This is a genomic window from Polycladomyces abyssicola (assembly GCF_018326425.1).
Classification (GTDB): Bacteria; Bacillota; Bacilli; order Thermoactinomycetales; family JIR-001; genus Polycladomyces; species Polycladomyces abyssicola.
Map to the genome: position 1 here is coordinate 299,860 of NZ_AP024601.1, position 18,804 is coordinate 318,663.

18 protein-coding genes, 1 pseudogene and 2 riboswitches are annotated in these 18,804 nt (G+C 55.3%); of the genes and pseudogenes, 17 read left to right on the forward strand and 2 right to left on the reverse strand.

Translation table 11 applies throughout. From position 1 onward, the window contains the following. Window positions 1–17 precede the first annotated feature (17 nt). From thiL to tsaD, 5 genes are read left to right on the forward strand one after another with little or no spacing between them, the layout of a single operon-like run. Window positions 18–1,010, forward strand: a complete 993-nt coding sequence (thiL, locus tag KI215_RS01595) for a thiamine-phosphate kinase (RefSeq protein WP_212773874.1) — start codon at window positions 18–20, stop codon at window positions 1,008–1,010. Window positions 1,011–1,015: 5 nt separating this feature from the next. After that, a complete protein-coding gene (gene tsaE, locus KI215_RS01600) occupies window positions 1,016–1,477 on the forward strand; it encodes a tRNA (adenosine(37)-N6)-threonylcarbamoyltransferase complex ATPase subunit type 1 TsaE (RefSeq protein ID WP_212773875.1) in 462 nt (153 codons plus the stop codon). Next, on the forward strand, window positions 1,474–2,178 hold the full coding sequence (tsaB, locus tag KI215_RS01605) for a tRNA (adenosine(37)-N6)-threonylcarbamoyltransferase complex dimerization subunit type 1 TsaB (RefSeq protein WP_212773876.1): 705 nt from the start codon (window positions 1,474–1,476) through the stop codon (window positions 2,176–2,178). Before tsaE ends, tsaB begins: the two co-directional genes overlap by 4 nt. A gap of 6 nt (window positions 2,179–2,184) precedes the next feature. Then, entirely contained in the window at window positions 2,185–2,694 is a 510-nt protein-coding gene (rimI, locus tag KI215_RS01610; RefSeq protein WP_212773877.1) for a ribosomal protein S18-alanine N-acetyltransferase, read from the forward strand. Beyond that, the gene (gene tsaD, locus KI215_RS01615) at window positions 2,636–3,673 is read left to right on the forward strand and encodes a tRNA (adenosine(37)-N6)-threonylcarbamoyltransferase complex transferase subunit TsaD (protein ID WP_212773878.1); all 1,038 of its coding nucleotides are present in this window, start codon (window positions 2,636–2,638) and stop codon (window positions 3,671–3,673) included. The genes rimI and tsaD overlap by 59 nt, the downstream gene beginning before the upstream one ends. Window positions 3,674–4,336: 663 nt before the next feature. On the opposite strand, the gene KI215_RS01620 is transcribed toward tsaD, so the two are convergent. Both KI215_RS01620 and KI215_RS01625 read right to left on the reverse strand, forming a co-directional pair. Then, window positions 4,337–5,161, reverse strand: a complete 825-nt coding sequence (locus KI215_RS01620) for an alpha/beta fold hydrolase (RefSeq protein WP_212773879.1) — start codon at window positions 5,159–5,161, stop codon at window positions 4,337–4,339. A gap of 238 nt (window positions 5,162–5,399) precedes the next feature. Then, the gene (locus KI215_RS01625) at window positions 5,400–5,843 is read right to left on the reverse strand and encodes an OsmC family protein (RefSeq protein WP_212773880.1); all 444 of its coding nucleotides are present in this window, start codon (window positions 5,841–5,843) and stop codon (window positions 5,400–5,402) included. Between the two features lie 224 nt (window positions 5,844–6,067). Next, window positions 6,068–6,260: riboswitch (cobalamin riboswitch) on the forward strand. A gap of 217 nt (window positions 6,261–6,477) precedes the next feature. On the opposite strand from KI215_RS01625, the gene KI215_RS01630 reads away from it, so the two are divergent. From KI215_RS01630 to KI215_RS01685, 12 genes and pseudogenes are all read left to right on the forward strand, one after another. Continuing rightward, window positions 6,478–7,314: a HoxN/HupN/NixA family nickel/cobalt transporter gene (locus tag KI215_RS01630; protein WP_212773881.1), complete on the forward strand. Its 837-nt coding sequence runs from the start codon at window positions 6,478–6,480 to the stop codon at window positions 7,312–7,314. A 134-nt stretch (window positions 7,315–7,448) separates the two neighbouring features. Further along, window positions 7,449–7,641, forward strand: a riboswitch (cobalamin riboswitch). A 303-nt stretch (window positions 7,642–7,944) separates the two neighbouring features. Then, window positions 7,945–8,175, forward strand: a complete 231-nt coding sequence (locus KI215_RS01635; protein ID WP_212773882.1) for a hypothetical protein — start codon at window positions 7,945–7,947, stop codon at window positions 8,173–8,175. Beyond that, window positions 8,168–9,793, forward strand: coding sequence for a precorrin-3B C(17)-methyltransferase (gene cobJ, locus KI215_RS01640; protein ID WP_212773883.1), 1,626 nt, complete (start codon window positions 8,168–8,170; stop codon window positions 9,791–9,793). Before KI215_RS01635 ends, cobJ begins: the two co-directional genes overlap by 8 nt. An 18-nt stretch (window positions 9,794–9,811) precedes the next feature. Continuing rightward, on the forward strand, window positions 9,812–10,681 hold the full coding sequence (locus tag KI215_RS01645; protein WP_212773884.1) for a sirohydrochlorin chelatase: 870 nt from the start codon (window positions 9,812–9,814) through the stop codon (window positions 10,679–10,681). A gap of 194 nt (window positions 10,682–10,875) precedes the next feature. Next, window positions 10,876–11,691 (forward strand): precorrin-6A reductase, encoded by an 816-nt coding sequence (cobK, locus tag KI215_RS01650; RefSeq protein ID WP_212773885.1) that lies wholly within the window; start codon window positions 10,876–10,878, stop codon window positions 11,689–11,691. Continuing rightward, the gene (locus KI215_RS01655; protein WP_275956727.1) at window positions 11,651–12,298 is read left to right on the forward strand and encodes a precorrin-8X methylmutase; all 648 of its coding nucleotides are present in this window, start codon (window positions 11,651–11,653) and stop codon (window positions 12,296–12,298) included. Before cobK ends, KI215_RS01655 begins: the two co-directional genes overlap by 41 nt. Window positions 12,299–12,308: 10 nt before the next feature. Then, a pseudogene (locus KI215_RS01660) lies at window positions 12,309–13,446 on the forward strand (cobalt-precorrin-5B (C(1))-methyltransferase). Next, on the forward strand, window positions 13,412–14,626 hold the full coding sequence (gene cbiE / locus KI215_RS01665; protein ID WP_420830163.1) for a precorrin-6y C5,15-methyltransferase (decarboxylating) subunit CbiE: 1,215 nt from the start codon (window positions 13,412–13,414) through the stop codon (window positions 14,624–14,626). The pseudogene KI215_RS01660 and the gene cbiE overlap by 35 nt, the downstream one beginning before the upstream one ends. Before the next feature lie 130 nt (window positions 14,627–14,756). Further along, complete coding sequence (cobI, locus tag KI215_RS01670; protein WP_212773889.1) at window positions 14,757–15,467, forward strand: precorrin-2 C(20)-methyltransferase; 711 nt, start codon at window positions 14,757–14,759, stop codon at window positions 15,465–15,467. Further along, the gene (cobM, locus tag KI215_RS01675) at window positions 15,464–16,255 is read left to right on the forward strand and encodes a precorrin-4 C(11)-methyltransferase (protein ID WP_212773890.1); all 792 of its coding nucleotides are present in this window, start codon (window positions 15,464–15,466) and stop codon (window positions 16,253–16,255) included. Before cobI ends, cobM begins: the two co-directional genes overlap by 4 nt. Continuing rightward, complete coding sequence (locus tag KI215_RS01680; protein WP_246512159.1) at window positions 16,252–17,382, forward strand: cobalt-precorrin 5A hydrolase; 1,131 nt, start codon at window positions 16,252–16,254, stop codon at window positions 17,380–17,382. The genes cobM and KI215_RS01680 overlap by 4 nt, the downstream gene beginning before the upstream one ends. Next, a complete protein-coding gene (locus tag KI215_RS01685) occupies window positions 17,379–18,782 on the forward strand; it encodes a cobyrinic acid a,c-diamide synthase CobB (protein ID WP_212773892.1) in 1,404 nt (467 codons plus the stop codon). The genes KI215_RS01680 and KI215_RS01685 overlap by 4 nt, the downstream gene beginning before the upstream one ends. Window positions 18,783–18,804: the final 22 nt, after the last annotated feature.

The window sequence follows — 18,804 nt, forward strand, 5'->3', positions numbered from 1 at the left end:
GATCGGGGGGCTCTCCATTGCGGGACGAATTTGCCTTGATCCACTTGTTGACACAATATCGACCGTCCCCTCCGCCGTCCGTTGAGGTGGATGTGGGTGACGATGCCGCTGTTGTCCATCCCTTGAATCGTTCCCTTGTCATCACGTCCGATACCATGATCGAAACCGTTCATTTCCTGCCGGAGACCATGAACCCCGCGGATATCGGTTGGAAACTGGCGGCGGCCAACATCAGTGATATCGCGGCGATGGGCGGATTGCCACGTTACGGTGTCGTCTCGTTATCTGTTCCCCGTCATTGGGAGATGAATGCGCTGGTCGATCTGTACCGGGGGATGTATGATTTGGCAGATCGGTTTGGTTTGGTGATTGTCGGCGGAGATACGGTGAAGGCGCCTCATGATCTGACTGTCACTTTGACGGTGATTGGAGAAGTGGAGGGCGGACAAGCCCTGAAACGATCTGCAGCTCGTGAGGGCGATGTGGTGTTTCTGACGGGTACTGTGGGGGATTCGAGCGCGGGTTTGCATGTGCTGTTGAACGGAAACGATGGGACAAAGAAGCGGTTTTCCGACTTGATCCGTGCCCACCGCCGTCCCATTCCCCAGGTGGCGGCCGGTCGTTTGTTGTTGTCATTGAACGCAGGGGCAGCGGCCAATGACATCAGTGATGGTTTGGCACAAGAATGTTGGGAGATCGCCGAAGCGAGTGGCGTTCGCATCGTATTGGAAAAAGATCGAATCCCCTTATCCGATGCGTTGGTCGACTATGCCAGCCAAACAGGTTATGATCCGTACGAGTGGGCTCTGTACGGAGGGGAAGACTTTCAATTGGTGGGGTGCGTGCCGGAAGCAGAGTTTGCGCGCTTGGAACAAACGGCGCATAATGAAGGTGTGACCCTATATCGGATTGGTTGGACGGAACAGGGCAAACCTGCGGTGGAATGGGTGACAGATCAAGGCAGGACCTTGCTGGAACGACGGGGATATAACCACTTCACGGACGGGTGATGGAGATGCAAGTACCATGTCGCTGGATCGTCAAATCGGAACAGGAGACGAGAGAGCTGGGCCGAAGCTTGGCTCCGCTGCTTCAACCCGGTGACGTGCTGGCGCTGGAGGGGGACCTGGGTGCGGGAAAAACGACATTTACCCAAGGGGTGGCCCAAGGTTTGGGAATCGAAACGTACATCGACAGTCCCACCTTCACCCTGATCAAGGAATATCACGGGCGTCTTCCACTGTATCACATGGATGTTTATCGGCTAGAGGGAGCGGATGAGGATCTGGGATGGGACGAGTATTTTTATGGTGACGGTGTCACGCTGGTGGAATGGGCGAGCCGTATCCGACCGCTGTTGCCGGAGGAGACCGTCTGGTTCACGTTTCATGTGCTGTCCACTGGTGAACGGGAAATCCGCCTTCATTTGCGCAACGCCCGTTCCAAGCGGATGTGTGAGGAGCTGAGCGGTATATGAAAATCCTGGCGATGGATACGTCCACATTGGTGATGGGCGTAGCAGTCTTGGAGGAAGATCGCGTACTCGGGGAATGGACAACCAATTTGCATCGAAATCACTCTGTCCGTTTGATGCCCGCGATTGACCGTTTGTTACGGGAGTTGGCACTTTCGGTGGATGATTTGGATGCGGTGGCGGTGGCGCAAGGGCCGGGTTCGTACACCGGGGTGAGAATCGGTGTCACGACGGCCAAAACGATTGCCTGGAGCCGGAAATTGCCGTTGATCGGGGTTTCCAGTTTGGCTGTATTGGCGATGAACGGTCGCCATTTTGACGGCGGGATCGTCCCGTTGTTTGATGCCAGGCGTAATCGAGCCTATACGGGACTGTATCAACGAACCGACGACGGGTTGGTGCAGACAGCCCGGGAGGAGCGAGTCGTACCGGTGGATCAGTGGTTGAGCGAACTGTCGGGCTTGGGGCCGATGCTGTTTCTCGGTGACGATGTGAACCGTTTTCGTGATCAAATTGAGGCTGCTCTCGGCAACCAGGCGGTGTTCGGCTACCCGCCGGAAAACGTGCCGCGGGCATCGATGCTGGGGCAATTGGCATATGCCCGATGGCAAAGAGGTGAGGTGGCCGATGAGGCGTTTGCACCCAATTATCTGCAGAAGACCGAAGCGGAAGTCAAATGGTCGGCTCGACAACAAACGGAGTGAACAGTCATGGAACGGTCGCGGATTGCATTTCGCCCGATGAAAATGGCTGATCTGCCGATGATCATGGAAGTGGAACGCGCCTCGTTTCCCACACCCTGGCCGAAAGAGGCGTTTGTCAACGAATTGTTGCACAGCCCGTTTGCGCATTACACCGTGGTCACCGTCGACGGGGAAATCGCCGGATATTGCGGTATGTGGATTGTAGTGGACGAAGCGCACATCACCAATATCGCGATCCATCCAAAATACCGCGGGAAAAAGCTGGGGCAGGCTACGTTGGCCTATATGAAAAGATTGGCCCGGTTGTTGGGCGCCGACAAAATGACATTGGAAGTGCGGGTATCCAATCATGTGGCCCAGCACGTGTACCGCAAATTGGGATTTGAAGCCAAAGGCATTCGTCCCCGTTATTATTCGGACAATCAGGAGGATGCCTTGATCATGTGGGTGACATTGGATGAAGATGACGGAGAACATACAGTTGAATCAAACAAGAACACTGGTACTGGGGATTGAAACGAGCTGTGACGAGACGGCTGCCGCCGTAGTTGAAAACGGACAACGGGTGTTGTCCAACGTCATTTCTTCCCAGGTGGATGTGCACCGCAAATTTGGAGGCGTCGTACCGGAGGTGGCTTCGCGCCGCCACGTGGAGCGGATCACGCAGATCATTCAAGAAGCGTTGGATCGTGCCGGCGTCACATTGGACGACTTGTCCGCCGTGGCCGTCACCCAGGGTCCCGGTTTGGTGGGAGCGCTCTTGATCGGGGTTTCTGCTGCCAAGGCGCTGTCGTTTGCACGTGGGCTTCCATTGGTACCGGTGCATCACATCGCCGGTCACATTTATGCCAGCCACCTGGTGGAGCCGCTTGCGTTCCCGTTGGTGGCGCTGGTTGTATCCGGCGGCCATACCGAGCTGATTCTGATGCGGGAACACAACCGGTTTGAACGACTGGGCCGGACAAGGGACGATGCAGCCGGGGAAGCCTACGACAAAGTGGCCCGGCTGCTCCATTTGCCATATCCCGGCGGACCGGAGATTGACCGACTGGCCAAAGATGGCAGTGATGTGCTGGATTTTCCGCGGGCATGGTTGGAGCCGGACTCCTTCGATTTCAGTTTCAGCGGGTTGAAATCCGCGGTGATCAACTACCTGCACAACGCGCGTCAACGGGGAGAGACGGTCAATCCGGCGGATGTGGCCGCCAGTTTTCAGGAGTCGGTCGTCGAGGTGCTGGTGGAAAAAGCGATGAGAGCAGTCGCCCACACCGGTGTGAAGCAGTTGGTATTGGCGGGCGGCGTATCAGCCAACAGCCGCTTGCGCGAAGCGTTGGGCGCACGGTGCCGGGAAGCCGGGATCACCCTGCGTGTACCGCCACTGTCGCTGTGCACTGACAACGCGGCGATGATCGCCGCGGCGGGAACCTACCGCTTCTTTGACGGGCAAGTGGGTGATTTGTCGCTCAACGCGGAACCCAATCTGCCGTTGGTGTGAATGCAGCGTGTAGGCGAGTGGCAAGGATAGTCCGTGGGCTCTCGGCCCCGCCCTCCTAAAAAAGGGTGAGCGTTTTCCCACGAGCGACCTTTGAGCGCAGCGATTCAGGAGCAAGAGGGATCACAGCGCACACGAAATCACGAGTGGTTTGACCACTTTGTCAGCAGTTTCTTTCAGAAACTGCCGCCTAAAAGCCCACAGTTTTAATCGTGGGATGAAAGGCGGCGTTGTTCGGAATCCCCCTTGTGGGGATGGCAAGAGCAACTTGTGTACGTATGAGCGGTGCTCATCCCACTGGTAGTGGGTTCCGTTCCTTGAAAACGTTATGGTATGGGGTTCCAGCGGCGAACCAGTCTCTCCCGCTGGGTAAAACCATAAGAGTGAAAAAAGGAACTAGGACACTGGTAATACCACGGGCACTTCCGTTGGTCGCTGGTGTCCCGCCCATGCGGGTACATACAGCCCAGCTGTAGAACGGCATGGGATGGGCTGATGAGACAGCCCTGAACTTGGGAGTTGTCCGAAACAGAAATGGACTGAGGACGTGAACTCCCCAAGAATCCTACGGCGACCATAGGGAGTGCCTGTGGTACTTCAGCCGTGTGGAGTCTCAACCCTGTTATCTGATAACAGGGTTTTTGGGTCCATCACAACATCCCCGTTTTATCCGATGAAGCGTATAAGCTCGCGATGAAATTTCTCCAACTCTTCGTAGAACAATCCATGACCACTGTATTGAAAGGGGATGAGTTCCGATTCCCTGATACCGGCGTGCATCAATTTGGCAAATGAGAATGGGCAGACTTTGTCCTGTACACCATGGAAAATTGCGGTTGGTACATTGATTTTAGAAAAATCTCTCCCTAAATCCTCATCTCGAAGGGAAACTGCACACATCGCCGATGCATGGCCAGACGCCTCTATTCCCAATCCGTGGAACCAGTTTTTGAAACTCTCCGTTACATAACGTGCGAAAAATATGTCCCCAACGCCATCCAGCATTTTGGGGCGATCGGTATAGGTAGCGACCATTAGCTTACTCCATGACCGTTCCCAACGTTTCATTTCCTCTTTTGTTAGTCCATACGGTATTCCGGGGCGTCTGGTGAAGCCCGCAGCTCCTATGAGGGCTAGTTTAGAGACTTTATGCCCTGCATGCCGAGCCATGTACCGGATGGCAATAGCTCCTCCCATCGAATGTGCAGCAAAGGTGACATCCTCTAACTGTAGAGTATCAATCACGATACGGACATCATCTGCCAATCGGTTGTACGAATATCCTTCCCAGGGACGATCCGACTTCCCGAATCCGCGCAAATCAATCCCAATACAACGATAGCCCATTTTGGGGAGTTGGTTGAATTGATATTCAAACATTTTATGGTTAAGCGGCCATCCGTGTATAAAAAGGATTGGTTTTCCATGCCCAGGATCGCAATCCTCGACGAAGATATTTACGTTTCGTTCAACTGGAATGTAGTAACCCATCTGTACCCCTCCTAAACTCGAGAGAAGGGTGGCCAAAATCCGGGCGACTTTGAGCGTGAGCATTACAAATCTTGTCGATATCTCTGTAATCCTTATCGCCCCGCACATCTTCCATCATATGCTCGAAGTTTACCGAAAAGAATCCAAGGTAATACCGGAATCACGGTAGATCATTCTCCAGGACACAGTTCCTGAAAACGAAAAACCACCCACAATGAGGGTGGTTTTTCCGTTGGGATTATGACGTCTTCTGCCCCGTCACCGCCACGGTAGGCACGCCCTGTAAGGTGTCCTTCACTGGGCAGACCCGCTCTACGTGTTCGATCAATGCTTGGACTTTTTCCGGGTCGGACGGGGAGTCAATTTGAATATGGTAGCGGACTTCCAGGAAGCCAGGGCGGACATCGGCTTTTTCCATGAAACCGTCGGGATCCAAATCGCCCTCCACATGCACTTGGCTTCCTTTCAGTTCTACTCCGTGCTGTTTGGCAAACAGAGAGACCAGCACATTAATGCATCCGCCCAGGGCAGCCAGGATGAGTTCCACCGGATTGGGCCCTTGATCCGTTCCGCCTAAAGCCGGGGGCTCGTCGATGATCACCTGTTTGCCGTTGATCTCAGCCACCGAGCGCACTCCCTCACCGGACCATTTTACATCAGACACAAAAGTAATCTTAGGCATGAAATCAAACCTCCCAACGGATAAATTAGTATAAGAATAATCCATTAATTCCGATTTGACAAGTATGAATTATGATAAAAAGTGTGATTGAAAAAATACACCCTGACAAAGCCGAAGGGTGGTAGATTGTGGGAGGGTTATTCCTGATGACAAAAACTCCGAGTTGCGATTCTCTTTTTCATTCGATACAATAAATAGAGATTTTGATCGAGATTTTGACAATTGCATATTGAAAGGGAAAAGGTGGAGTGGTTCGTCCACTCCCGAAGAGGGAAGCCGGTGAAAATCCGGCGCGGTCCCGCCACTGTGAATGGGGAGCGATGCCGCGGTCACTGTCGCCAGTGTGCGATGGGAAGGCCCGGTATGGTTTCGCGATGATCCATGAGCCAGGAGACCTGCCTTTTCCAACAACACCGTTGACCTACGAGGATAGGGAGGTGTTTGATGACGCCGCATGCCGTCAAATTGGTGTCGATTGGCCTGGCATAGGCCGTGAGTCTTCTTGTGTACTTGTATGTGGATACGTGATCATCAAACACTTCTCATAACGGGAAGTGTTTTTATTTTTTCAGTATTTGGGGATGGAAGGGTTAAGGTCACAATTTTGAATGAATATTCTGTAAGGAGAGAAAAGATGGAAAACGTATCTCTTCTCATACTGGTATTTACTTTAGGTCTTCGTCACGGTTTGGATGCTGATCATTTAGCTTGTATTGATGGTTTGGCTCGCTACAATTGGCGTAAAGGAAGTTCGATTGCGCGTTGGGTCGGTACCTTATTCTCCTTTGGACACGGTTTAGTAGTAGCCAGTATTGGGATTATTCTAGGAAACATCAGTCAGAACTTTCGGTTACCGGATTACGTCGACCTGTTTGTGACATGGTTTTCTATTTTGTCCCTATTCCTGATTGGAACATTAAACATCAATAATCTGTTAAAGACGCGATTAGGGAATCAGGACGAATATCGACCTCAAGGTATCAAAGGAAAACTCATTCCGAAAAAATTACAGGAAACAAGCAACCCACTTCTCATTATATTGATTGGAGGACTGTTTGCTTTAGCATCAGAGACCGTTAGTCAAGCGTCCGTCTGGGTGTTGGCAGCGAACAACAACGCGAACTATATGCCTTACATCTTGGGAATCACATTTATGATGGGGATGATGATCACAGATACCATTGATTCTTTGATTACCAATAAAATACTTCGCCAATCCAGTAAACTTGGGCAATCTGCCTCCAGAGTGATGGGTTGGATCATTGTGTTTTTAGCATATGGAGTCTCTTTCTACGAAGCCTTTACATTCTTTAACCCTTGGGCAGAATTGGATTTTGAAGTGGTGGGGATCATCATTTTTTTGCTCTTCCTTTTCATTTTTGCATGGGTATCCTATCGAACAAGAGTTGATCGTCCTTTTGTAGGGTTACATGTATCAGGTGAAGAAAACAGCAACTCATGGAGAAAGTGATGGCCTAGACGAAAAACGTATATGTGGAGGTTGCACGTTGATAACTACAGAAGCCAACACCAAAAACTCCGAGTTGCTATTCTCTTTTTCATTCGATACAATAAAGAGAGATTTTGATCGAGATTTTGACAATTGCATATTGAAAGGGAAAAGGTGGAGTGGTTCGCCCACTCCCGAAGAGGGAAGCCGGTGAAAATCCGGCGCGGTCCCGCCACTGTGAATGGGGAGCGATACTGCGGTCACTGTCGCCAGTGTGCGATGGGAAGGCCCTGTATGGTTTCGCGATGATCCATGAGCCAGGAGACCTGCCTTTTCCAACAACACCGTTGACCTACGAGGATAGGGAGGTGTTTAGATCGGGCTGGACGACTGTCCGCTGAATGAAAGCAGCCCGCCTGGGGAATCGTGTACCTTTTTCAGGCCCTCGGACGGGAGTCGCTGCATTTAGCTAGGTTAAGGGATAACAACTGCGCGATTTAAGCACTTCCATTTTGGAAGTGCTTTTATTTTTTTTGGTATAGTAGGCAGTTTATGATTCGTGTCGTGGCGGAGCATTTTTCTGGGGCACTCTTATGGGATGCGAGGCAATTGAGATGGGGGTTGTAGGTTGGAAGCGGACAGGTTTTCCAAATGGGTGACATCTCACGTTCCAAATCACTCATGGATCAGATGATGAGGGCGATTTGGCAGCAGATGCTGGAGCCGATCTGTCATGCCGTCCCATGTGGAAAAAGCGGTGGCGTGGATTCGTCCGTTTTACGAACGACATGGATCGTCGGTGCCGATGTGTTCCGGCAAACGCAACACGGAGAGGGAACAACCATCCATCACGGCAAGATAGGAGGAAGCGGAAATGAGTGAGAAAGGCCGCGGCAAGTTGTACGTGGTGGGCTTCGGTCCGGGTCATTTCGACCACATGACGCACCGGGCGCGGGAAGCACTCAGCGACAGCGATGTGATCGTCGGGTACAACACCTATGTCGACATCATCCGGGATTTGTTGGACAATCAGGAGATCGTGCAAACCGGCATGACGGAAGAAGTCAGTCGGGCACAGACGGCGGTCGAGCTGGCCGAGAGCGGAAAAAAGGTGGCCGTGATTTCCAGCGGAGATGCAGGCGTGTACGGCATGGCCGGACTGGTGTACGAGGTGTTGGTGGAAAAAGGAAGGCATCGGGGCGAAGGTGTGGAAGTGGAGGTGATCCCCGGGGTATCAGCAATCAATTCCTGCGCGGCACTTTTGGGGTCGCCCGTGATGCACGATGCTTGCATGATCAGTCTGAGTGACCATCTCACCCCCTGGGAAACGATCGCCCGCCGGATTGAAGCGGCCGCAGCAGCCGATTTTGTCATCGCTTTGTACAACCCCAAAAGTGGACGGCGTACCCGCCAGATCGTGGAGACTCAACGCATCCTGCTCCAGTATCGGTCACCGGACACACCTGTCGGATTGGTGAAAAGCGCCTATCGGGAACGGCAACACGTGGTGATCACGAAGCTGGGTGAGATGCTGGGACATGAGATTGGCATGTTGACTACGGTGTTGATCGGCAATTCCACCACTTTTGTTCATCACGGTTTGATGATCACACCGCGCGGCTATCAGCGAAAATATACGCTTACCCAAAAGGAACAGGCCTTGAAGCCACATGAACGCCTGCGGACGGACACCGAGCCGTGGTCTCTCAACGCGCAAACAGAGCAATTGGACAAACCCCGAACCAAAGAGGCGAAACATCCGGTTGCATGGGCCGAGGAAGCGTTGGCACTTCTTCAGGTCGCAGGCAAGGTTCCTGTCACCGGTACTCCTCCCACTGCGGTGCCCAATGTCACCCCGGTTTTGGAAGTGGCCGTCTCTTCCGGCGTCGCCGAAAAAAAGTGGACGCCGAACCAAATGGCTGCACTGGCATCGCTGGCGGGAGACAAAGGGGAGATCACGTATACACCCGATCATCAAATGATCCTGCGGATCCCGACCGATGATCCCGACTCAGTGGTTCGTCGCCTGACGGATGCGGGATGGTCGGTTCACCCCGTCGGCGATGTGGTGCAGGTAAAAGCATGCGATTTTTGCGATGGCGATAAAGGTGAGTCGATTCCCCACGCCGAGGAGTTGACTCGCCGGTTGGGCGGGATGAACATCCCCAAGGAATTGAAAATCGGCTTCAACGGCTGTGCGATGGCCTGCTATGGTGCGGTGACGGAAGATATCGGGATTGTCTACCGACGCGGCACGTACGATTTGTTTCTGGGCGGTAAAAGGATCGGCCGCAATGCCCATCCCGCCCAGCGGGTGGCGGAAGGACTCTCACCGGAAGAGATGTTGGTGGCGGTGGAAAACGTCGTGCGGGAATATGCGGAAAAAGGGCACCCCAACGAGCGTTTCCACAAATTTTTCAAACGTGTCCAAGAGGTGAACGGGTTCCGGTACCGGGAACAACCTCAACCGGTAGCGGTGGATACCGTCTGCGGGGACTGAAACGAGGAGGAAAAACCGATGGAAGCTTGTTTGTTTGTGGGTCACGGCAGTCGAGACCCGGAAGGGAACGCCCAGTTGCTGGACTTTACGTCGCGAGTGGGACGGTTCCTCTCTTTTCCCATCGTGGAGACGTGTTTTCTGGAACTCACCGAACCGGACATTCCCGAAGGCATCCGCCGCTGTGTGGAAAAAGGGGCCAAACGGATTACAGTGGTCCCCATCATGCTCCTGTTTGCGGGGCATGCCAAGGTACATATCCCGTTCCCGATCCGGGAAGCCGCCCGACGGTATCCCGATGTCACGTTCACATACGGGCGGCCGGTTGGGGTGGATCAATCGGTGGTGTCCATATTGGAACGGCGTGTCCGATCTGTCACCGATCTGCCGCAAGACCGAAACGAAAGCGACACGGCTGTGCTGGTCGTGGGCCGGGGATCAAGCGATGCGGAGGCCAACAGCGATTTGTTCAAAATCGCGCGGCTGTTGTGGGAGCGCTTGCCAGTGCGGTGGGTGGAAACGGCATTTGTCGGGGTCACGGATCCCGGATGGGAAGAGGGAGTGGAGCGATGTGTCCGGCTGGGGGCCAAAAACATCATCATTCTGCCCTATCTGCTGTTTACCGGAGTGCTCATCAAACGGATGAACGGCCGCTTGGACGACCTTCGTAAACGGTATGCAGGTGTTCATTTGAGTATGACTGACTATCTCGGGCTGGATGACGGATTGGTCGGCGTGATGATGAACCGGCTGTTGGAAGCCGCCGGAGGTCAGGGATTGGATTGGGAGCAGTTGGTGTCGGTCGCTGAGGCTAACGGTCATCATTTGCATCACCATAATCATGACCATCACCATCACCCTCATGAGTCGGCTGTTGACCAACCATCGTGAAGGTGGTCTTTCAGCCTAACGATCCAGTGCTTGGATGAGAGAAGGATTGTCGTTTTCCGGCGAGCGACCGTTGAGCTTTGCGAAAGAGGAGAGAGGGACTCACCCGAAGCAACTGGACGAAACAGAGAAGAGCATAATGCACCTGGTATCGTAGACGCTACACGGAATCCACTTACAGGACGGGAGGGGAGAGGATGATCCTGTTTTTGGCCGGTACCAGTGATGCGCGGGCGTTGGCTGTTCGCATCCGGCAAGCGGGACATCCACTGCTGGCGACGGTGGTTACCGAAAATGCCGCCAAAAGTTTGCGGGATGCTGATTTACAGGTGCGGGTAGGAAGACTGACAGCAGAGGAGATGGCCGCACTGATCCGGGAAAAACATGCATACGGCGTCGTGGATGCCAGTCATCCCTTTGCCGAAGAAGCCTCCCGCAACGCGATGGAGGCGGCCCAAACCGCGGGTGTGCCCTATGTTCGCTACGAACGGCCGTCGTGGGTATATGACGATCATCCACGCCTGACAGTTGTCGATTCGTATGAGGCGGCGGCGGAAGAGGCCGCTCGGTTGAAAGGGGTCGTCATGTTGACGACCGGAAGTAAGACACTGGACGTGTTTGCCAAACGGCTGCTGCATGAACCCGGTGTACATCTGGTGGCGCGGATGTTGCCACGCAAGGAAAACATGGAGAAATGTGCCGCACTCGGGATCGAGCAAAAACAGATCGTGGCCATGCAAGGGCCGTTCGGACCCGAGTTGAACAGGGCGTTGTACCGCCATTTCGGTGTTGATGTGGTTGTGACCAAGGAGAGCGGAAAAGTGGGGGCGGTGGACGAAAAGGTGACGACGGCGTTGGAGATGGGATTGCATGTGATTCTCATCTCCCGCCCTCGTCTGGATTACGGTACCGTTTATGCCGAACCGGACAAGATCATCCGACACATACAGCAATGGAAGGGAGAGGACAACCGTGACACCACGGGAGTTTCAGCCGGTCACCACACGTCCTGAGGAGATCGAACAACTCAGTTTTCGCATGATCACCGAGGAGTTGGGCAAACACCCGTTTACGGACGAACAATTTCCCGTCGTCCAGCGGGTGATTCACGCTTCGGCAGATTTCGAGTTGGGACGGAGCCTGATGTTTCACCCCGATGCCATCCGAGCCGGGATCGAGGCAATTCGTGCAGGCAAGCCGGTGGTGGCAGACGTTCAGATGGTGCAGGTGGGGATCAGTAAACCAAGGATCCAGCGGTTCGGCGGTGACGTACGGGTGTACATCTCTGACCCGGATGTGGCGGCGGAAGCGAAACGATTGGGAACGACGCGGGCGATCGTGTCGATGAGAAAAGCCGTGCGTGAAGCGGAAGGCGGCATTTTCGCGATCGGCAATGCCCCGACAGCCCTCTTGGAGCTGATCCGGCTGGTTCGGACGGGAGAGGCGAAGCCCGGCCTGATCGTCGGCGTTCCCGTCGGTTTCGTGTCAGCCGCCGAATCCAAAGAAGAGCTGACCAAACTGGACGTACCGTTCATCACCAACCGGGGCAGAAAAGGAGGAAGTCCGACAGCCGTCGCGATTGTCAACGCATTGTCGTTGATGGCGGAACGGCAGAAGTGAGGGAGCGGTCATGAAACAGGCGTCGGAAGCGACCGATCAACGGGAGATGCGGTACGGATATACGACCGGATCGTGTGCGACCGCCGCGGCAAAAGCCGCACTGACGGCGCTCATCACCGGACGGGTTCCGGATCAAGTGACCATCACATTGCCGGTCGGACAAACGGCCGTTTTTATCGTGGAAAACGGCACGGTTACGGCAAAGGAAGCCCGGTGCAGTGTGATCAAGGATGCAGGAGATGATCCCGACGCTACTCACGGTGCCGAAATCGTTGCTACCGTCTCGTGGAGGGAGCAGCCCGGTGTGTACATCGACGGCGGTCCTGGAGTGGGCCGCGTCACCAAACCGGGTTTGCCCGTCCCGGTGGGAGAGGCGGCGATCAATCCCGTGCCGCGAAAAATGTTGCGCCAAACGGTGGATGAAGTGTTGACCCGCTATGGAATTGCGCGGGGGGTCCAAGTGGTGATCTCCGTCCCGGGCGGTGAGGAGATCGCCAAAAAAACGCTGAACGAACGTCTCGGGATCGTCGGCGGCATCTCCATCTTGGGAACGCGTGGCATTGTGGTTCCGTTTTCGACGGCGGCCTATCGAGCCAGCGTGGCCCAAGCGATCCGAGTAGCACTGGCGGGCGGGTGTCGTCACCTTGTGTTGACGACGGGGGGAAGCAGTGAGAAACACGCCATGAAACTGTTTCCCGATCTCCCGGAGGAGGCGTTCATCCAGATGGGCGATTTTGTCGGATTTGCTTTGCAGCAAGCCAAACGGGCGGGGGCGGAAAGAGCCACACTGGTGGGGATGATGGGCAAATTCTCCAAAGTGGCCCAAGGTGTGATGATGGTTCATTCCAAAAGCGCTCCCGTCGATTTCGGCTTCTTGGCTGATGTGGCCCGGGAGGTGGGCGCGCCGCCCGAGACGGTGGAGGCGGTCCGACAGGCCAATACGGCGACGCATGCCGGGCAATTGATGGAACAGGCGGGGTATCCGGCCTTTTTTGAACGGTTGAGCCAATTGGTTTGTCGCCGGGGATGGGAGCACGCCGGCGGCGGTATCACTGTGGAAACGGTGCTGGTTACGATGAAAGGCGCATTGTTGGGGAGGTCGGTATGGTCATGATGCATCCCGTGAAAATCATCGGTGTGGGGGATGACGGAGCCAATGGGTTGTTCCCAACCTACCGCCAGTGGATCGAGGAGGCGGACACCCTGGTCGGAGGAGAACGGCATTTGGCTTTTTTTCCTGAGAGTTCCGCCGATCGAATTCCGATCAAAAACGGGCTCCATAAAGTGTTGGAACGGATCGACCGGGCGAGACATCACGGACGGGTCGTCGTGCTGGCGTCCGGCGATCCGTTGTTTTACGGGATTGCCGGGCTGATCGCTCGGAAACTGGGACAGGAGCATGTGGAGGTTCACCCGCATTTGAGCTCGTTGCAACTGGCGTTTGCCCGCATGAAAGAGAGCTGGCAGGACGCAGTGGTCGAAAGCGTACACGGCCGCAAGTTGGAGGGATTGGCACAGCGGATCGACGGCAAGGAGAAAGTGGCTTTACTGACCGATGCCGCCAACGCCCCTTCCGCCATCGCCCGTTATCTCATTCGGTTCGGCATGACCGAATACCGGGCGTTCGTCGCCGAAAATCTGGGCGGCGAAAGGGAGCGGTGCGGTTGGTGGGAGCTGGAGGAGATGGCCGAAGCATCATTCTCTCCTCTCAATATTGTCATTCTCAAGCGGAAGTCGGACGCCGATCCGCCGCGATGGGGGTTGGGCATCGATGACCATGAGTTTGCTCAGCGCAAACCGGACAAAGGGCTGATCACCAAAAAAGAGGTGCGCGTACTCAGTCTGTCCGAAATGCGGTTGGCCCCCGACAGCGTGGTGTGGGACATCGGTGCCGGTTCCGGTTCGGTTTCGGTGGAGGCTGCACGGATGGCTCCTTATGGACAGGTGTTTGCGATTGAGAAAAATGAAGCGGATTTATCCAATATCGAAGCCAACAAAATGAAATTTCGTGCCGACTTTTCCGTCATTCACGCCAAGGCGCCGGACGGACTGGATCAAATACCCAATCCGGATGCAGTATTCATCGGCGGCAGCGGCGGTGAACTGCGGGAATTGCTGCAGGTTTGTTGTGACAGGTTGAAACCGGGCGGTCGGATCGTGGTAAATGCGGCGACACTAGAAACGCTGCATCAGACACGGGAAGGCTTGCATGAATCCGGATTCAACACACGCGTCACCATGGTGCAAACCGCCCGCAGCAAGCCGATATTGAATCTGACTCGACTGGAGGGTTTCAACCCTGTTTTCATCATTGTCGGATGGCGATGAACGGAGTCTGCGGGGTTCGACAAACCCTGGAGTGTGTCTGGTCATTCCGTAAGGAAGCGAGCAGGAAAATGTTTTATCCGGGCAAAGGCGAATGAGCAGACGCGCCTTGGCGATTGGAGGAGAGATTCGGATGAGTAAAATCGGGACTTTGTACGGATTGGGCGTCGGACCGGGTGATCCGGAACTGATCACAGTCAAGGCGTTCCGCATTATGCGTGAATCTCCCGTGATCGCCTATCCCAAAAAGCGGATGGGGGAAAAGAGCTACGCGTTGACTATCGCGGAAACCTACGTCAATCCGGCGGAAAAAGAGATGCTGGGTTTGGTGTTTCCGATGACGCGGGATCGGGAGATATTGCGTCGGGAGTGGGAAAAAACGGTGGCGACAGTGTGGGAGCGACTCTCTCAGGGGAAAGACGTGGCGTTTGTCACCGAAGGCGATCCGATGCTGTACAGCACGTTTATTCACATGAGCCGGTGCATGCGGGAGGCACACCCGGAGGTGAACATCGTCTCCGTCCCCGGCGTCTCCTCTGTCAACGCCGCCGCTTCCCGCCTCGACATCCCATTGGCGGACGGAGACGAGCAGATCGCGATCGTGCCGGCGACTGAAGACCGGGCGGCCATGGAAAAAGCCCTGTTGGAGCATGATGCGGTGGTGTTTCTCAAAGTGGCCAAGGTGCTCGACCAGATGATCGACTTGTTGCGAGAATTGGGGTTGACCGACAAAGCGATGGTGGTGAGCAAGGCCACCTCGGAACAGGAAATGATCTGGCGCCGTGTGGAGGAATTGGCCGGTGCACGTCTGGGATATTTATCACTGATGGTGGTGAGAAAATGAGCTTGGAACCGAAAGTATACATCGTCGGCGCCGGCCCGGGCGATCCCGATCTGATTACAGTGAAAGGGCTGCGGATTTTGCAAGAGACGGACGTCGTCGTCTACACCGATTCGTTGGTGAGCCAAGACTTGGTTACCCGCGCCAAAGCGGATGCACGGATTGTTCCCAGTGCGGGAATGACGCTGGAGGAAATCATCCAAACCATGGTTACCCACGTCCGACGTGGCGAGAGCGTGGTACGCCTGCACACCGGAGACCCGGCCGTATTTGGAGCGACGTTTGAGCAGATGGCCTTGCTGCGCAAAAAAGGGGTTCCGTTTGAAGTGGTACCGGGGGTGAGCTCGGTGTTTGCCTCAGCCGCCGTGTTGGGAGTGGAGCTGACCATCCCCGAACTTACCCAAACCGTCATCTTCACCCGGGCGGAAGGGCGTACCCCTGTACCCGAGAAGGAGCGGCTGGCGGAGCTGGCCCGGCACCATACCACCATCGCCTTGTTTTTGAGTGCGACATTGGCCAAAAAGGTGACCCACGAGCTGATCACTGCCGGTTGGTCAGAAGAGACACCTGTGGCCGTGGTTCAGCGGGCGACGTGGCCCGATCAGAAGGTGGTGCGCACCACGCTGGGCCGATTGGATCAGGACATGCGGGAAGCGGGCATACGCAATCACGCAATGATTTTGGCCGGATGGGCACTGGACACAGATTTGGAGGAGAAGGGAACATTCCGGTCCAAACTGTACGACAAAACCTTTACGCACAGTTACAGGAAAGGAGTGAAGCAGCCGTGAGCCGTGATCCTGCCCAGACATCGGAGCGCGTGGCGATCGTCGCCATCACCAAGCATGGAACGGCGCTGGCCCGCACACTGAGAGACAAGATACCGGGAGCGGATCTTTACTATATGGAGAAATTCGCCACAGGGGATGAGGCAGACGAGGGGATCCACCTGTTCACCGGTTCGGTCCGGCTGATTTTGCCCGATCTGTTTCAACGCTATGATGGACTGATCATCTTCATTTCCCTCGGGGCGGTTGTGCGGATGATCGCCCCTTTACTCAAGGACAAAAAGACGGACCCGGCGGTTGTTGTTGTGGACGACCGGGCGGAACATGCCATCAGTGTACTGTCCGGCCACCTCGGTGGGGCCAATGCGTTGACCCGGCGCGTCGCTTCTCTGCTTGGGGCGCGACCCGTTATCACCACCGCTTCTGACGTTCAGCAAACGATCGCGGTGGATTTGTTCGGTCGCGATTTCGGTTGGGAGATCGAAAACTTTGACAAGGTGACGCCCGTCAGTGCCGCTGTGGTGAATGAGGAACGGATCGCCATCGTGCAGGAATCGGGAGAGCGGAATTGGTGGACGTATGACAAACTGTTGCCTGCCCACATCCGGGTGTTCCGTACGGCCGCGGAAGCGATCGAGAATGGATTTGACGCCGCACTGGTGGTGACCCACCGGTTGTTGACAGAGGAGGAAGAGCGGGTCCTTTTGACCAACGGTGTGCTGTACCGTCCCAAAGTGATCGTGCTGGGGATTGGGTGCAACCGGGGTACGTCGATGGAGGAAATCGAGCAAGTGGTGTTGGAGACGCTCGCTGAATTGCGACTTTCGGTCAACAGCGTCCGCAATCTCGCTTCGATCGATCTGAAAAGGGACGAACCGGGGCTGAAGGCGCTGTCGGAGAAATACGGCTGGCCGTTCATCGTGTACACGCCGGAGGAACTGAACACGGTTCCACTCCCTCAACCGTCGGAAGTCGTGTACCGGTACACGGGAGCGTACGGTGTTAGCGAGCCGGCGGCACTGCTGTCGGCCGGAGCGGAAACGTGGCTGATGGAGAAGAAAAAGAGCGGCAATGTCACGATTTCCGTTGCTGTGGTACCCCATGAGCGAATGGAGGCGGGCGTCCGGTGAAAGAACATCGACCGAGAATCGTCATCGCCGGGACAGGTAGCGGTGTGGGTAAAACCACGATTACACTGGGGTTGATGGCGGCGCTTCGCAGAAGAAACATGACAGTCCAGGGGTTCAAAGCAGGACCGGACTACATTGATCCCACTTATCATACTGCGTTGACAGGCAGACTATCACGCAACCTGGATGTGTGGATGATGCCCCGCAACCGCGTTCGGGAAATTTTTTTACGCGGGAGTGAAGGAGCGGACCTGTCGGTCGTGGAGGGTGTGATGGGCCTTTATGACGGGAAAGATCCGCTGAGCGACACCGGCAGTACGGCCGACATCGCCATCCTTCTGCAAAGTCCGGTTGTTCTGGTCGTCGACATCCACAGCATGGCACGAAGCGTCGCGGCGATCGTGATGGGGTTCCAACAACTCAATCCCGAGGTGGCCATCCGTGGTGTCATCGTCAATAAAGCCGGCAGTGAAGGACACTACCGGTTGGCCAAAGCGGCCATCGAGCAGGAATGCGGCATTCCCGTCCTCGGATGGATTCCCCGCCATGCCGAACTGGACATTCCGGAGCGTCACCTTGGCTTGATTCCCGCCGTCGAACGTGGGGAGCTGCAACCCTTGTTTGAACGGTTGGCCGATGTGATTGAGCAAGGAGTGGATCTGGATACCTTGCTCTCTCTCGCCGATGAGGCTCCAGCGATGGCGTGGCCGGAGGAGCGCCTTTTCGTTCCTGTCGCCGTGGTCGAGGGTGAGCGCCCGGTGATCGCAGTCGCCCGCGACGCCGCCTTCCATTTTTACTACCCGGAAAATCTGGAGCTGTTGACACTCGCCGGTGCCGATCTGCTGTTTTTCAGCCCATTGGCGGGAGAGACCGTCCCGGAGGAGGCGGATGGATTGATGATCGGCGGCGGGTTTCCCGAGGAGTTTGTGACGGAGCTGGCACAGGCCGAGGACGTGAAAGACTCCATCCGCCGTAAAATCGCCGCGGGTTTGCCCACGTTTGCCGAATGCGGCGGTTACATGTATCTTTGCGAATCGATCATCGACCGTCAGGGACGTGAACATCCCATGATCGGGGTAATCCCTGCCAAGGTAACGATGCGGGATCGGTTGACGGCGTTGGGATACCGGGAAGTGACAGCATTGTCCGATTCCGTCTTGTTGAAAAAAGGGGAGAAGGCGAGAGGACACGAATTCCATTATTCTGCCCTGACGCCAGAAACGGAAGACTACCCCCGCGCATACGCTTGCGAAGGTCGGTTTGGCACCCGATTGGAGGGTTACGTCAGGGGAAACGTGTTGGCCGGGTATGTCCATCTCCATTTCGCTTCCCGTCCGGAGATGGTCCGGCGATGGTTGTCGATCTGCAGGGAATACGGCAAGCGGAGGGGCGGTGTATGACACAGGTGAACGAACAACGTCT

What these genes read in the sequence shown, in the direction of transcription:
- tsaE (WP_212773875.1), top strand. Translation starts at nt 1,016, where the DNA reads ATGCAAGTACCATGTCGCTGGATCGTCAAATCGGAACAGGAGACGAGA.
- tsaB (WP_212773876.1), top strand. Translation starts at nt 1,474, where the DNA reads ATGAAAATCCTGGCGATGGATACGTCCACATTGGTGATGGGCGTAGCA.
- rimI (WP_212773877.1), top strand. Translation starts at nt 2,185, where the DNA reads ATGGAACGGTCGCGGATTGCATTTCGCCCGATGAAAATGGCTGATCTG.
- tsaD (WP_212773878.1), top strand. Translation starts at nt 2,636, where the DNA reads ATGAAGATGACGGAGAACATACAGTTGAATCAAACAAGAACACTGGTA.
- KI215_RS01620 (WP_212773879.1), bottom strand. Translation starts at nt 5,161, where the DNA reads ATGGGTTACTACATTCCAGTTGAACGAAACGTAAATATCTTCGTCGAG.
- KI215_RS01625 (WP_212773880.1), bottom strand. Translation starts at nt 5,843, where the DNA reads ATGCCTAAGATTACTTTTGTGTCTGATGTAAAATGGTCCGGTGAGGGA.
- KI215_RS01630 (WP_212773881.1), top strand. Translation starts at nt 6,478, where the DNA reads ATGGAAAACGTATCTCTTCTCATACTGGTATTTACTTTAGGTCTTCGT.
- KI215_RS01635 (WP_212773882.1), top strand. Translation starts at nt 7,945, where the DNA reads ATGGGTGACATCTCACGTTCCAAATCACTCATGGATCAGATGATGAGG.
- cobJ (WP_212773883.1), top strand. Translation starts at nt 8,168, where the DNA reads ATGAGTGAGAAAGGCCGCGGCAAGTTGTACGTGGTGGGCTTCGGTCCG.
- KI215_RS01645 (WP_212773884.1), top strand. Translation starts at nt 9,812, where the DNA reads ATGGAAGCTTGTTTGTTTGTGGGTCACGGCAGTCGAGACCCGGAAGGG.
- cobK (WP_212773885.1), top strand. Translation starts at nt 10,876, where the DNA reads ATGATCCTGTTTTTGGCCGGTACCAGTGATGCGCGGGCGTTGGCTGTT.
- cbiE (WP_420830163.1), top strand. Translation starts at nt 13,412, where the DNA reads ATGCATCCCGTGAAAATCATCGGTGTGGGGGATGACGGAGCCAATGGG.
- cobI (WP_212773889.1), top strand. Translation starts at nt 14,757, where the DNA reads ATGAGTAAAATCGGGACTTTGTACGGATTGGGCGTCGGACCGGGTGAT.
- cobM (WP_212773890.1), top strand. Translation starts at nt 15,464, where the DNA reads ATGAGCTTGGAACCGAAAGTATACATCGTCGGCGCCGGCCCGGGCGAT.